16 protein-coding genes are annotated in these 13391 nt (G+C 70.1%); 8 read left to right on the top strand and 8 right to left on the bottom strand.

Annotated features, from left to right (window positions below):
• Positions 1–161: 161 nt before the first annotated feature.
• From GEV26_RS09020 to sigK, 3 genes are read right to left on the bottom strand one after another with little or no spacing between them, the layout of a single operon-like run.
• Positions 162–923: a serine aminopeptidase domain-containing protein gene (locus tag GEV26_RS09020; protein ID WP_153652759.1), complete on the bottom strand. Its 762-nt coding sequence runs from the start codon at positions 921–923 to the stop codon at positions 162–164.
• 43 nt (positions 924–966) lie between these two features.
• Positions 967–1668, bottom strand: coding sequence for an anti-sigma factor (locus GEV26_RS09015; RefSeq protein WP_153655031.1), 702 nt, complete (start codon positions 1666–1668; stop codon positions 967–969).
• A complete protein-coding gene (gene sigK, locus GEV26_RS09010; RefSeq protein WP_243838672.1) occupies positions 1665–2264 on the bottom strand; it encodes an ECF RNA polymerase sigma factor SigK in 600 nt (199 codons plus the stop codon). The genes GEV26_RS09015 and sigK overlap by 4 nt, the downstream gene beginning before the upstream one ends.
• Before the next feature lie 135 nt (positions 2265–2399).
• On the opposite strand from sigK, the gene GEV26_RS09005 reads away from it, so the two are divergent.
• The 4 genes from GEV26_RS09005 (at position 2400) to GEV26_RS08990 (ending at position 4877) form a co-directional block, all read left to right on the top strand.
• On the top strand, positions 2400–3572 hold the full coding sequence (locus tag GEV26_RS09005) for an acyl-CoA dehydrogenase family protein (RefSeq protein ID WP_153652757.1): 1173 nt from the start codon (positions 2400–2402) through the stop codon (positions 3570–3572).
• Positions 3573–3671: 99 nt separating this feature from the next.
• Positions 3672–4037: a hypothetical protein gene (locus tag GEV26_RS09000; RefSeq protein WP_153652756.1), complete on the top strand. Its 366-nt coding sequence runs from the start codon at positions 3672–3674 to the stop codon at positions 4035–4037.
• A complete protein-coding gene (locus tag GEV26_RS08995; protein WP_153652755.1) occupies positions 4030–4425 on the top strand; it encodes a hypothetical protein in 396 nt (131 codons plus the stop codon). The genes GEV26_RS09000 and GEV26_RS08995 overlap by 8 nt, the downstream gene beginning before the upstream one ends.
• Positions 4392–4877 carry an SRPBCC family protein gene (locus GEV26_RS08990; RefSeq protein ID WP_153911256.1) on the top strand — a complete coding sequence of 162 codons (486 nt, stop codon included), beginning with the start codon at positions 4392–4394 and terminating at the stop codon, positions 4875–4877. The genes GEV26_RS08995 and GEV26_RS08990 overlap by 34 nt, the downstream gene beginning before the upstream one ends.
• A gap of 7 nt (positions 4878–4884) precedes the next feature.
• Here the strand turns inward: GEV26_RS08990 and GEV26_RS08985 are convergent, their stop codons facing one another.
• Entirely contained in the window at positions 4885–5733 is an 849-nt protein-coding gene (locus GEV26_RS08985) for a hypothetical protein (RefSeq protein ID WP_153652753.1), read from the bottom strand.
• 124 nt (positions 5734–5857) lie between these two features.
• On the opposite strand from GEV26_RS08985, the gene GEV26_RS08980 reads away from it, so the two are divergent.
• Together GEV26_RS08980 and GEV26_RS08975 are read left to right on the top strand one after the other, a co-directional pair.
• Positions 5858–7150 (top strand): HNH endonuclease signature motif containing protein, encoded by a 1293-nt coding sequence (locus GEV26_RS08980; RefSeq protein WP_153652752.1) that lies wholly within the window; start codon positions 5858–5860, stop codon positions 7148–7150.
• 136 nt (positions 7151–7286) lie between these two features.
• Positions 7287–7994 carry a hypothetical protein gene (locus GEV26_RS08975; protein ID WP_208431048.1) on the top strand — a complete coding sequence of 236 codons (708 nt, stop codon included), beginning with the start codon at positions 7287–7289 and terminating at the stop codon, positions 7992–7994.
• Between the two features lie 48 nt (positions 7995–8042).
• Here GEV26_RS08975 and cobA read toward each other — a convergent pair whose 3' ends face one another.
• Genes cobA through GEV26_RS08955 form a run of 4 tightly spaced genes read right to left on the bottom strand, consistent with a single transcriptional unit; the run spans position 8043 to position 12302 of the window.
• On the bottom strand, positions 8043–9239 hold the full coding sequence (gene cobA / locus GEV26_RS08970) for a uroporphyrinogen-III C-methyltransferase (RefSeq protein WP_153652751.1): 1197 nt from the start codon (positions 9237–9239) through the stop codon (positions 8043–8045).
• Positions 9236–10546 (bottom strand): sulfate adenylyltransferase subunit 1, encoded by a 1311-nt coding sequence (locus GEV26_RS08965; protein ID WP_153652750.1) that lies wholly within the window; start codon positions 10544–10546, stop codon positions 9236–9238. The genes cobA and GEV26_RS08965 overlap by 4 nt, the downstream gene beginning before the upstream one ends.
• Positions 10546–11457: a sulfate adenylyltransferase subunit CysD gene (gene cysD / locus GEV26_RS08960; RefSeq protein WP_153652749.1), complete on the bottom strand. Its 912-nt coding sequence runs from the start codon at positions 11455–11457 to the stop codon at positions 10546–10548. Before cysD ends, GEV26_RS08965 begins: the two co-directional genes overlap by 1 nt.
• 47 nt (positions 11458–11504) lie before the next feature.
• On the bottom strand, positions 11505–12302 hold the full coding sequence (locus GEV26_RS08955) for a phosphoadenylyl-sulfate reductase (RefSeq protein ID WP_153652748.1): 798 nt from the start codon (positions 12300–12302) through the stop codon (positions 11505–11507).
• Positions 12303–12516: 214 nt separating this feature from the next.
• Here GEV26_RS08955 and GEV26_RS17870 point away from each other — a divergent pair, with 214 nt between their 5' ends.
• Both GEV26_RS17870 and GEV26_RS08950 read left to right on the top strand, forming a co-directional pair.
• Entirely contained in the window at positions 12517–12663 is a 147-nt protein-coding gene (locus tag GEV26_RS17870; protein ID WP_194840006.1) for a GPGG-motif small membrane protein, read from the top strand.
• Between the two features lie 69 nt (positions 12664–12732).
• On the top strand, positions 12733–13353 hold the full coding sequence (locus GEV26_RS08950) for an L-threonylcarbamoyladenylate synthase (RefSeq protein WP_153652747.1): 621 nt from the start codon (positions 12733–12735) through the stop codon (positions 13351–13353).
• Positions 13354–13391: the final 38 nt, after the last annotated feature.

Below are 13391 nucleotides of genomic sequence, written 5' to 3'. Positions count from 1 at the left end.
CTCTCGTCCGCTGAGGGGAGGGTCCGGTCCGCTGAGGGGAGGCCCCGGTCCGCTGAGGGGAGAGTTTGCGTCCCGCGTCGTCGGACGGGAAGCGCGCGTCAGCGGACGGGGGGCTCGCCTCGGCGGACGCAAGGCGCGCGTCAGCGGACGGGAGGCGCGCGTCAGCGGTGGGGGGCGGGGTGGGTGGTGGTCCACCAGGTGAGGATCTGGTCGACCACGGGGCCGGGGGTCTTGGCCCAGCGGACGTGGTCGGTGCTGCCGCCCTCGGGCGCGGCGTCCCGGGTGTAGACCCAGCGCGTCGTGGCGTCAGGGTCGAGGAAGCGCGCCACGAACGCCTTGTTGGCCGTCGACACCGCCAGGGCGTCGCCCTGCAGCTGGATGACCAGCGAGGGCGTACGCACGGTGCCCTCGGCCGGGAACGGGGGCGTCCCGGTCCGCATGAAGCCGGCCCACTCCGTCATGAGCGTACGAGCGCCCGGCGCGCCGAAGAACGGCTTGGGGACGTGGCCGAGGAGGCGCGACACCACGGGCACCGCGAGGCTGAGCACCAGCAGCGGGACCCCGCCGTAGGGGTAGTGGCGAAAGTGCGGCACGCCCGCACCGACCGAGACGAAGCCGTCGCTCGGCGGGTGGTTGAGCTCGTGGCCCAGGCAGAACTGGGAGCCGAGGCTGTGCCCGAAGACGATGACCGGCCGGTCCGGCTGATCGGCCCGAGCCTTTCCCACGGCGTCGGCGATCTGCTGGATGCCGTCGTCGTAGCTCCAGTCGTGCTCGCGGCTCGCGGTGGGCTCCCCGCGCTCGAAGCCGCGCGTCGGCAACGCCTGCGCCTCCCAGCCGCGCTCCTCGAACGCGGCCACGAGGGGTCGGTAGAAGCCCGACGGCACCGCCATCGCGGCGGAGATCAGGACGAGTGGTGCGGTCACGTCGTCATGATCCCACCGCGAGGGCGGCACCGTCGGGCGCAGGTCAGACAGGGATCGTCGCGATCGGCGGCGAGGTGGGCTGCTTGGAGCCACCCTCGGGCTCGACCGTGACGGCGACCCGGTCGGCCTTGGTGATGCCGTTCATGACCATCTCGTCGCTGCGCTTGAACCAGCCCTGGCTCGACGGACCGTCGTCGGTGACCAGCCACACCTGGTAGACCTTGCCGCTGCCGGGGTTGGGCAGCTCGTTGGCGAAGATCACCGCTGCGTCCTTGGACGGCGACATGACCATGCGGACGTTGCCGCCGCCTTCGAAGACCTTCTCGACGGTCTGCGCGTCCGGGGACCCGAGCACCCGCTGCAGGTCGGCGTTGTGCGCCCGCTCCTGCGACGCGTTCTGGTGCTCCACGACGTAGCCGCCGACGCCGACCGCGCCGATCAGGAACGCCGCCGCCATCGCGAGGCGGGGGAGCGTACGCCGCAGACCGCGGCGCTGGGCGAGTGCCGTGACGACCGGACGCTCCTGCGGTGTCTGGCTGATCTCGGCGAGCAGGCGGTCACGCAATGCCGGCGGCGGGGTGTGGCTGACCGCGTCGCCGAGACGCGCGGCGGTGGCCACGAAACCGGCCAGCTCGTCCTGGCAGTGGGCGCACTGGTCGAGATGAGCCTCGAAGCGCGCTCGTTCCTCCCGATCGAGGGCGTTGAGGGCGTACGGCGCCAGCAGCGAGTGCAGGTCGGCAGTCATGAGGCCACCCCCATGCAGTCGCGCAGGCGGACGATGCCGTCTCGCATCCGGGTCTTGACCGTGGCGGTGTTGGCCTCGAGCGCCGTGGCGACCTCGGCGTAGGTGTAGCCCTGGTAGTACGCCAGGTTGACCGCCTCGCGCTGCAGCTCGGTGAGCCCGTCGAGGCACCGCTTGACCTGCTCGTGCTCGAGGCTGATCGTCACGGTTTCCTCGACCTCGTCGAAGTCGGGGCCGTTGGACCAGTCGTACTTGTTCTCGCGGTTGGTCGCGGCCTGATCGTGACGGACGGCGTCGACCGCGCGTCGATGCGCCAGGGTCAGGACCCAGCTCTTCGCGCTGCCGCGGGCGGCGTCGAAGCGGGCTGCGGACTGCCACACCTGGATGAACACCTCCTGAGCCACTTCCTCTGCACGGGACGGATCGCGGATGACCCGCCTGGCCAGGCCGAACACCGAGGCGCCCAGCGCGTCGTACACGGCGGCAAAGGCCTCCTCGTCACCTCGACCCACCCGGGTCAGGAGGTCACCGAGGTCGACGACAGGGTCCCCGTCGTCGCCTGGGTCACCGGCGAGTCTCAGCCGTGCAGATGGCGACACCGCGTTCTCCCTTCCGAGAAGCTTTCTACGAGCCATTCGGTGCAGCCTCCGGTAGAGATGGGTCGATCGCGCCAGAACTCTGACGCGCCGTACGGATCATCCTAGGTGGTCTGCGCGTGGGGCTACCGTGGTCGCATGCCTGCCTTCGACCGCCTGGACCCCTTGTCGCTCGACGACCTGCTGACGCCCGACGAGGTCGCGGTGCGCGACAGCGTCCGGTCGATGCTCACGCAGCAGGTGCAGCCGCACGTCGCGCAGTGGTTCGAGGCCGGCCAGGTTGCCGCGCCGCGCGAGCTGTTCCGCGAGTTCGGCAAGCTCGGCCTGCTCGGGATGCACCTGGAGGGCTACACGCTGCCCGGGATGTCGTCGGTCGACTACGGGCTGGCGTGCGTCGAGCTCGAGGCGTGCGACTCGGGGGTGCGCTCGATGGTCTCGGTGCAGGGATCGCTGGCGATGTACGCGATCTGGCGCTGGGCGTCCGAGGAGGAGAAGCAGCGCTGGCTCCCCGGCATGGGGACGGGCGAGATCGTGGGCTGCTTCGGCCTCACCGAGCCCGATCACGGCTCCGACCCGGGCAGCATGCGCACGACGGTGCGGCGCGTCGGCGACGACTGGGTCCTGGACGGCACCAAGATGTGGATCTCCAACGGCACGTTCGCGGACGTCGCGGTCGTGTGGGCGCAGACCGACGAGGGCATCCGCGGCTTCGCCGTCCCCACCGACACACCCGGCTTCACCGCGCGCGAGATCAAGCACAAGATGTCGCTGCGGGCGTCCGCGACGGCCGAGCTCGTCCTCGAGGGCGTACGCCTGCCGGACTCGGCCCGGTTCCCCGAGGTCCGCGGCCTGAAGGGCCCGCTGTCCTGCCTCACCGAGGCCCGGTTCGGCATCGTCTGGGGATCGATGGGTGCAGCCCGCTCGTCGTACGAGGCAGCCCTGGACTACGCCCGTACGCGCGAGCAGTTCGGCCGCCCGATCGGCGGCTTCCAGCTCACCCAGGCCAAGCTGGCCGACATGTGCCTCGAGCTGCACAAGGGGCTCCTCCTCGCGCTGCACCTCGGACGCCGCAAGGACGACGTGGGGCTCACGACCGAGCAGGTCAGCTTCGGCAAGCTCAACAACGTCCGCGAGGCCCTCGAGATCTGCCGGACGTCCCGCACGATCCTCGGCGCCAACGGCATCTCGCTGGAGTATCCGGTCATCCGGCACATGAACAACCTGGAGTCGGTCCTGACCTATGAGGGCACGGTGGAGATGCACCAGCTGATCCTCGGCCAGGCGCTGACGGGGGAGAGCGCGTTCAGCTGACCTGACCCGCCACGCCGGGTGCGGTGCTGCGTGAAAGACTGCTCCTCGGACATCTGACATCGCCACCTCGAGCGAGGCGGCTTCGAGCAAAGGCAGTGCGTGACCGATCTCGTGGCCTACGGCATCGCGATCCTGGCCCTCGCCATCGCCGCGTACGCGGGCTGGCTCACGTACCGTCGGGAGAACTTCAGCAATCCGCTGTTCTACGCCATCGCGGTGCTCGAGATCGCGCTCATCGCCCTGCTGGTCGGCAGCTCGGTCGCCCTCGGGAAGACCGACCGCGACGTGGACGGTGTGCTCTTCGTGTCGTATCTGGTCACGCTCGTGGTGATCCCCCCGGCCGCGGTGCTGTGGGGCATCGCCGAGAAGTCCCGCTGGGGGACCGGCGTCGTGGTGGTCGCGATGATCACCGTGGCTGCGCTGTCGGCCCGGCTCCTCGGCATCTGGAAGGGCACCTATGTCTGAGCGCTCGGACACCTCCCACGGCTTCGGCCGCGCACTGGTCGCGGTCTACGCGGTGTTCGCCCTGGCAGCGTCGGCCCGTTCGACCTACCAGCTCATCGCCAAGGTCGACTCAGACACCGCAGTGCCCTACGTCCTGTCCGCGGTCGCCGGCGTCGTCTACGTCATGGCGACGTACGCGCTCGCGACGAACCGTCACCGGCTCGCGGTCGTGACCATCGGCATCGAGCTCGCCGGGGTGCTCGTCGTGGGGCTGCTCTCGCTGCTCGACCACGACCTGTTCCCCGACGAGACGGTCTGGTCGGACTTCGGCCGCGGCTACGGCTTCATCCCGCTCGTGCTGCCGATCGTCGGCCTGTGGTGGGTCCGTCGTTCGGCGTCGCCTCGATGAGCTCGGAGTACGTGCTGGTCTCGCACTGGTCGGTGGCTCGCTCACGCGAGGATCTCTGGGACGTCCTCGACGAGTGGTTGGCGACCGACGACCCGATGGTCTGGTGGCCCTCGGTGCACACCGAGTCGTACGACGGGAGCAGGTTGCGTCTGCGGGCGCGGAGCGTGCTCGGGTACGCCTTGAGATTCTCGCTCGACGACCTGGTGCGGCAGCGGCCGGAGACGCTGAGCTTCACGTCGGACGGCGACCTGCGGGGCCGGGGCATCGTGACGTTTGTCGAGCTGGGGCCGTCATCGTCCCGGATGGACATCGACTGGCGGGTCGCGGTCGACCGTCGGTGGATGAGGCTGACCGGCTGGTTCCTGCGGCCGGCGTTCGTCGCCGGCCACCACCTGATCATGCGTCAGGGCGAGCGCAACCTGCGGCGCTGGCTCGAGGCGCAGAGGGTCTAGCCGGGCGTCAGCTCATGCCGCAGCTGCTGCGGAAGAAGGTGAAGAACGCCGTCCGCTGCGCGCGCGTGAGCGGCAGGAAGTAGGAGGCGTTCTCGCTCAGCCCCGGGCCGTCGACGCCGATGCCGAACAGCGTGCCGACCTTGTCCTCAGCCAGCGCGTGCGGATCGCACCGCGCCGGCACGACCGACATCTCGACCGTGGTCGGCGGGTCTCCGGGGCCGAGAGCGACGTCGAGCGTGGTGCGACCGGCCTGGCGGAACAGTGGGGTCGACCTGAACCCGGTCAGGCGCACGCCCGTGACCCGACCGGTCGGGGCCAGCGTGATGGGGGTCCGCAGCACGGGCCGCCCGTCCTGGTTGCTGACGACCGGGTCGCCGACGGTGACGGTGGCCGCCTTCTCGAGGGTGAGCTGCGCGCAGTCGCGGTCGACGAAGTAGGCGGCGTTGCCGTACGGGTCACCCACCCGGACGCTGGACTCGCGACGCTCGCCCGAACCGATCCGGTACGTCAGCGCGACCCGGGCGTCGAGGGCGCCGCCGCAGCGCCCGCGGGGCATCGCGAACTCGAGGTCGGTCTCGTACGTCGACCCGATCTCCTCCGTGCCGGTCCACCGGACGGTCGCGAAGCGCGGCGAGGTGAGGACGAAGCGCTCCACGGTGAGCGGGCGCCGGGCGCCGTTGTGGACTCGCAGGAAGACCTCACGTCCCTTTCGCTCGGTGCGGCTCTGGTCGATGTGCACGCTGATCCCCTCGGGCAGAGGCGCGCGCTCGACGTCCGCGCCACCACCGCACGCGGCCGACGACACCAGCAGGGCCGCGACGACGAGCGACGTGGGGCGCAACCGGGCGAGGGGCATGGGCTCAGTATCCACCACCGAAATGACCCGGGAAAACAGGCAAAAACATGCGCGGAAGCATTGCATTGTCCCGTCATGACGCGGTAGACTCGAACATACGTTCTAATGAACTCCGGAGTCCGTCGTGATCCTCGACCAGCTGTCCTGCCTCACCGAGGACGTGGCTGCGCTCGAGCCCTGGGCGCTGACCGGGGCGGAGGTCCGGGAGGTCGCCAGGACCGTCCAGCAGACCCGCACCGCGCTGGACGCGCTGATGTCCCGGCTGGCCGGCGCAGCCGACGCGATGGGACTGCCGAAGGACGACGGCGCCGTGTCCGTGACCGCGTGGTTGGCGTCGACGACGGGGATGCCGAAGGGCGAGGCGGCCAAGCTGGCGTCTCTGGCCCGGATCACAGCGAGCACCGAGACCACCCGGGCCGCATGGGCAAGCGGCGCGATCTCGACGGACCAGGCCAAGGTGATCATGCAGGCGATCGAGCGCCTGCCGGACTGGGTCGGCGAGCAGGAGCGTACGGACGCCGAGGCCCACCTGATCGAGCTTGCCGGGCGATACCACCTGGACGACCTGCGGCGGCTGGCCAACCGGGTGCTGGAGGTCATCGATCCCGACGGGGCCGATGACGTGCTCGGCGAGCAGGTCCGCCGCGAGGAGCAGAAGGCGTGGGAGGCGACCCGCCTGACCATCAAGCGTCGTGGCGACGGCACCACGCACGGCGCGTTCACGATCCCGGACGCGGACGCTGACACGCTGCGTGCCGCGATCGAGGGCATCATCGCCCCACGCCGTTCGATGATCAACGCGGCCAGGCACGGCATGGACGTCAGCGACTTCGACGCGCTGCCGCGTGAGCAGAAGATGGGCCATGCCTTCACCGAGCTGATCGCCCACTTGCCGACCGGAGCACTGCCGCAGTCGGGAGGCCTGGCTGCAACGGTCGCGGTCACCGTCGATGTCGACGACCTGCGTACCGGGCGCGGCACGGCCACCAACACCTCCGGGACGACGACCTCGGCGAGCAAGGCGCAGCGCCTGGCCTGCAACGCCCGCCTCGTGGCGCTCTACCTGGACTCGGAGTCCAAGATCCTCGATCTCGGCGCGACGCGGCGCATCTACGACCGCCACCAGCGCCTCGCACTGGCAGTCCGCGACAAGGGCTGCGTGTTCCCGGCTTGCGATCGGCCACCGGCGTGGTGCGAGGCGCATCATCTGAACTTCTGGGCCGAGGGCGGGCCGACCGACCTCGACAATGCGGCGCTGCTGTGCCACTTCCACCACTTCTTGCTCCACGAGGGGGAGTGGACCGCGCGGATGGCCGACGACGGGGTCGTCGAGGTGATCCCGCCCAAGCGGGTCGACCCCGAGCAGAATCCTCGGCGGCACGCCAGGTTCGCCCGGCAGAGACCTCGAGCAGCCTGAGCGACACCGTCCGCCGCGACCTGCGGGGTGAGGCGGCGAGCCGGGTCGTTACAGTGTGTCTCGCCGGACGGCTTTGAACGTTGCCGACTTCCTGAGTGTCGGCCGCTGCCCCCGGCGCGAACAGATAGGGGACTGCATGTTCATCACTCGCACACGCCAGGTCGCCGCGGCCACCATCGCCACACTCGCCCTCGTCGGGCTCTCCGCCTGTGGCGGATCCGACGAGCCGGAGGAGGACACCAAGTCGTCCGCCGCGGCTCCTGCTCCCGAGCCCACCGAGGAGACCTCGGAAGCGGCTCCGGCAGCGTCCGGCGACCAGCCCGCATGGGCCCTGCCGGCGAAGGAGGCCGGGGAGAAGATCTCGACGGTCAAGGCCGGCGACATCACGGTCGACGTCTTCCAGGTCGGCACCACGAAGGCGACCAAGACCGGTCAGTTCGTCGATCCCGACACCAACAAGCCCCTGCTCGACGAGGGCGACGACATCGTGTTCGTCAACTACGTGATCACCAACAACGGCCAGCCGATCGATCTCGGCTCGTCCCGGGTGAGCGTGGAGGCGCGCTACGACGACTGGAAGTACATGCAGGGCATGGACTCGATCGTCGACGACGCGCTGTTCGAGGAGCAGCAGGTCAACAAGGACGCCCTGGCTCCGGGCGCCTTCAACGAGAAGGGCGTCTACCCCTTCGGTGCGGGCCAGAAGTACACCTACGGTGAGAACTTCAAGTACCAGAAGAACTCGCCGATCACCTTCGAGGTCACGGTCGTCCCCGTCGACGCCGAGGGCGAGCTGCTGCACGACAAGCGGATCGAGGGCGAGGGCAAGGGCACGATCAAGTAGTCGCACCAACAGATGGTCCCGAGCTGCTGACGCGGCTCGGGACCATCGTCATGTCCGGCCGACCCACGCCGGAGAGAGCGTGACGACGTCGCCGATGATCGTGATCGCGGGCGACTCGACTCCTGCGGCGGCTGCCGTGGCGGCGAGCGTGTCCAGGGTCGCGACGGTCACCCGCTGCGTCGGGCTGTAGCCCCGCTCGACGATCGCGGCGGGCGTCGTGGCGCTGTGACCGGACGCGATGAGGTCCGCGCAGGTCTGTGCGAGGCGCTTGACCCCCATCAGCATGACGAGCGTGTGGTCGCCGTCGTGGGGGAGCGTCGCGATGTCCTCATGGCCCGTGACCACCGAGAAGCCTCGCGCCACACCGCGGTGCGTGACCGGGATGCCGGCGGCCGCCGCGACTGAGATCGCGCTCGTGACGCCGGGGACGACCTCGACCGGGATCCCGGCGTCCCGGCACGCGATCAGCTCCTCGCCGCCGCGCCCGAAGACGTACGGGTCGCCACCCTTGAGCCGGACGACGACCTTGCCCTCGCGGGCCCGGGCGATGAGCAGCGCATTGATCTCGTCCTGGGGGACGGGGTGGTGGTCCGGCATCTTCCCGACGTCGATGACCTCCACGTCGGCGTCGAGCTCGGCCAGGACCGCGTGCGGCGCGAGCCGGTCGACCACCACGACGTCCGCCTCGGCCAGGAGCCGTCGGCCACGGGTCGTCAACAGGCCGGGGTCACCGGGTCCCCCGCCGACGAGGGCCACGAAACCGTCCGGGTGATGGGTGCGGTGCCGCATCGGCAGCTCACCTGCCTGCAGCGCCGCGGCGACGCCGTCGCGCAGGGCGGTGGCACGACCTGCGTCGCCGCCGCCGCTGACCGCGACCAACACGTCGTCCACCCGGGCCACGGCGGGCGCCCACGCGGTCGCGTGCTCGGGATCGCCCCCCTTGAGGCACCAGATCTGAGCCGCTTCGGCGTCGCGGGCCACGAGGTCGTCCACGGGGGAGTCCGTGGCGGTCTGCACGAGCCACGCTCCGGTCAGGTCGCCCGTGACGTACGTCCGCTCGACCCACTCGACCTCACCGCGGGCGATCGAGGCGGCGAGAGACGCGGAGACCTCGGGCGAGATCACCACGACCGCGGCGCCTGCCTCGAGCAGCGACAGCGTGCGCCGGGTCGCGACGTGCCCGCCGCCCACGACCACGACACGACGTCCCGCGATCCGGAGCGTCAGCGGGAGGCTTCCGGTCATGCAGGGACTGTAGCCGCGGCGTCGGCCTCGATGTCGGTCACGGTGTCGAGCAGCGCATCGCCCACCATGCCCGCGGCCAACGTCGTGCCGTCCTGGCCGTCGACGAGCAGGAACGCGCCCGTCCCGCGCGAGTGGAGGTACTCCTCGGCCGGGATGGGGGAGGCGAGCCGCAGCGTGACGTGCCCGATGTCGTTGAGACCGAGGCCGTCGGCAGGCAGCAGGCGGGCATCGTCGAGATCCAGCTTGCCGCCGATCGACCTGACCATCGCCTGGACCGTCCGGGTGCCGTGCTTGAGCAGCACCTTGGTGCCAGGGACCAGCCTGCTCTCCGCGAGCCAGGCGATCGTGCCGTCGATGTCCTGGGTGACGGGCGGGACGCTGCGGGAGGTGACGATGAGGTCACCGCGCGAGATGTCGATGTCGTCCTGCAGGCGCAGCGTCACCGACTGCGGCGCGTACGCCTCGGCGAGCTCGCGCCCCGCGAAGTCGATTCCCGTCACGACGCTGGTGCGGCCGCTCGGCTGCACCGTGATCGCGTCACCCACCCGGACGAGCCCGGACGAGACCTGTCCGGCGTAGCCGCGGTAGTCGCGGAACTCCTCGCCGGCGGCGGACTGCGGACGAATGACCAGCTGCACCGGGAAGCGCAGCGGCTCGGAGTGCGGGTCGCCGACCGGCGAGAGCTGCTCGAGGAACGCCAGCAGGCTCGGGCCGTCGTACCACGGCGTACGCGTTGAGCGCTCGACCACGTTGTCGCCGTCGAGCGCCGAGACCGGGATGGTCGCCACGTCGTGGAGGCCGAGGCTCCTGGCGGAGGCGAGCACCTCCTCGGAGACCCGGTCGTACGTGGCCTGGTCGAAGTCCACGAGGTCGATCTTGTTGACCACGACCACGACGTGGGGCACGCGCAGCAGCGAGGCGACGGCGAGGTGGCGGCGCGTCTGCTCCTGGATGCCGTGTCGCACGTCGACCAGCAGGACCACCACGTCGGCGGTGCTGGCGCCGGTGACGGTGTTGCGCGTGTACTGCACGTGCCCGGGGCAGTCGGCCAGGATGAAGGAGCGCTCCGCCGTGGCGAAGTAGCGGTAGGCGACATCGATCGTGATGCCCTGCTCACGCTCCGAACGCAGTCCGTCTGTCAGCAGCGCGAGATCGGCGGACGCCAGGCCGCGGTCGCGGCTGACCCGCTCGACGGCGTCGAACTGGTCGGCGAGCACCGACTTGGAGTCGTACAGGAGCCGCCCGACCAGGGTCGACTTGCCGTCGTCGACCGATCCGGCGGTCGCGAGACGCAGAAGCGTACGCATCAGAAGTAGCCCTCTTTCTTGCGGTCTTCCATGGCTGCCTCGGAGGCCCGGTCGTCGGCGCGGGTCGCGCCTCGCTCGGTCAGACGTGTCGCTGCCACCTCGACGATGACGTCCTCGACGGTAACGGCGTCGCTCTCGACCGCGCCCGTGCAGGACATGTCACCGACCGTGCGGTAGCGGACCTGGCGCTTCGACGTCGTCTCGCCGTCACGGGGCAGCGACACGTCGCTGACCGCGACGAGCATGCCGTCGCGCTCGAAGACCTCGCGCTGGTGGGCGTAGTAGAGCTCGGGGAGGGCGATGTCCTCGGCGCCGATGTACTGCCACACGTCCAGCTCGGTCCAGTTGCTGAGCGGGAACACCCGGACGTGCTCGCCCGGGCGGTGGCGACCGTTGTAGAGGTTCCACAGCTCGGGACGCTGGTTGCGCGGGTCCCACTGGCCGAACTCGTCACGCAGGGAGAACACGCGCTCCTTGGCCCGTGCCTTCTCCTCGTCGCGACGACCACCACCGAAGACGGCGTCGAACCGCCCCCCGGTGATGGCGTCGAGCAAGGGCTGGGTCTGCAGCTGGTTGCGCGTCCCGTCGCTGCGCTCGCGCAGCCGCCCGTCGTCGATGTAGTCCTGCACGCTGGCCACCTCGAGCCGCAGGCCCAGTCGCTCGACCGTGGCGTCGCGGAAGGACAGCACCTCGGGGAAGTTGTGTCCGGTGTCGACGTGGAGCACCGGGAACGGCACAGGGGACGGCCAGAAGGCCTTGGTCGCCAGGTGCAGCATCACGACCGAGTCCTTGCCGCCGGAGAACAGCAGGACGGGTCGCTCGAACTCCGAGGCGACCTCGCGGATGATGTGGATCGCCTCGGACTCCAGCCACTCGAGCTGGGTGAGACGGCGTTCGTCGGTCTGGGTCATCGTTCCCTTTGTCAGGTGCAGGTCTTGTCAGGTGCAGATCGGGCAGATCAGGAGTGCAGGCCGCACTCGGTCTTGTCGAGCCCCGCCCAGCGGCCCGCGCGCGGATCCTCGCCGGGCGCGACCCGGCGGGTGCAGGTGGCGCAGCCGATCGAGGGGTAGCCGTCGTTGACGAGCGGGTTGACGATGATGTCGTGGTCGGCCGCGTACGCCAGCAGGTCGTCGAACGTCCACGCCGCGAGCGGGTTGATCTTGACCAGGCCGTTCTTGTCGTCCCAGGAGATGAACGGCGTGTCCGCGCGGGTGGGACCCTCGTCGCGTCGTACGCCGGTGATCCAGACCTCGTAGCCCTGCAGGGTCTCGTGCAGCGGCTCGACCTTGCGCATCGCGCAGCACAGGGTGGGGTCGCGCTCGTAGAGCCGCTCGCCGAACTCGGCATCCTGCTCGGCCACGCTGAGTCGGGGCTTCACGTCGACGATCGTCAGGCGCATCGAGGCCTCGACCGCATCGCGGGTGCCGATCGTCTCGGCGAAGTGATAGCCGGTCTCCAGGAAGAGGGTGTCGACCCACGGCACGTGCCGGGCGACGACCGCGGGGAGCACGGCGTCGGCCATCGAGCACGCGACGGCCGTGCGGTAGCCGAACTCCTGGCCGACCCAGGCCAGCACGGTGTCGGTGTCCGTGTCGGCGAGCCGTTGCTGCGCCGCCTCGGCGATCGCGCGGAGCTCTTCGTTGCTGCGGCGGGGGGACAGCAGCGCCTCGCGGGAGGCGAGGTGCGTGGCACGTGCGTCCTGGTGCGCGATCTGTCGCTCGCGGCGTTCCGCCAGGGTCAGGGCGACTTCGCTCATCAGGTGCACCCCTCTTGGACACGTCGGCGGTTCCCGGTCGTCGCCCAGCGTAGGTCGCGCCGCGCCGCGTGTCGTCGACGTCGACGGCTCGTCCGCATCCCGGAACGCGATCCGGTGACCCAGGTCACACGCGCGTGGGCCGTCGATTACGAAGGGTCCAGCGGGGTACCCGCTGCGCCGACGGCATGAGTCGTCACCAACAGGGAGGGAAACCATGTGGGAGACCATTCTGTGGATCGCCGCACTGATCATCGGCGTGTTCGGAGTCATCCGGCTCGTCCAGCGTGACTTCCTCTACGGAGCCGTGCTGATCGTCGTCGCGCTCCTGGTGGGCCCTGGAGGCGTGAGCATCTTCAGCTGAATCATGGCGAAGGGTCGTGCAGGCGCACGGCCCTTCGCCATGTCCGGGCAATCGTCGTAGCCTCATGGCATGCGCTTCATCGACATCCATCCCGAGAACCCGCAGCAGCGGTCGGTCGACCAGGCTGCGGCCATCATCCAGGACGGTGGGCTGATCGCCTATCCGACCGACTCCGGCTACGCGTTGGGCGCGCAGCTGGGCAACAAGGACGCGCTCGACCGCATCCGCGCGATCCGCAAGCTCGACGCGAAGCACCACTTCACCCTGGTGTGCAAGGACTTCGCGCAGCTGGGCCACTTCGTGCACGTCGACAACGCGATCTTCCGGGCGGTCAAGAACGCGACCCCCGGGCCGTACACGTTCATCCTGCCCGCGACGCGCGAGGTGCCCCGCCGTCTGCTCCACGAGAAGAAGAAGACGGTCGGCGTGCGCATCCCCGACAGCCGCATCGTGACAGCTCTCCTCACGGCCTTGGGGGAGCCGATCTTGTCCACGACGCTGATCCTGCCGGGCGAGTCCGAGGCCATGAGCGCGGCGTGGGTCATCGCCGAGGAGCTCGACGGACAGGTCGACGCGGTGATCGAGTCAGGCGAGGACGTCGTCGCCGAGCCCACGACCGTCGTGGACTTCACCGACGGGGTGGCCGAGGTCGTCCGTGTGGGCGCGGGCGACCCCACGCCGTTCGAGTGACGGCAGACGCGAACCAGCGGACGAGGTGAGTGCGATGG

This window comes from Aeromicrobium yanjiei, assembly GCF_009649075.1.
Lineage (GTDB): Bacteria > Actinomycetota > Actinomycetes > Propionibacteriales > Nocardioidaceae > Aeromicrobium > Aeromicrobium yanjiei.
Note: the sequence above shows the minus strand (reverse complement) of the source record. Positions and strands in the feature narration are given on the sequence as shown.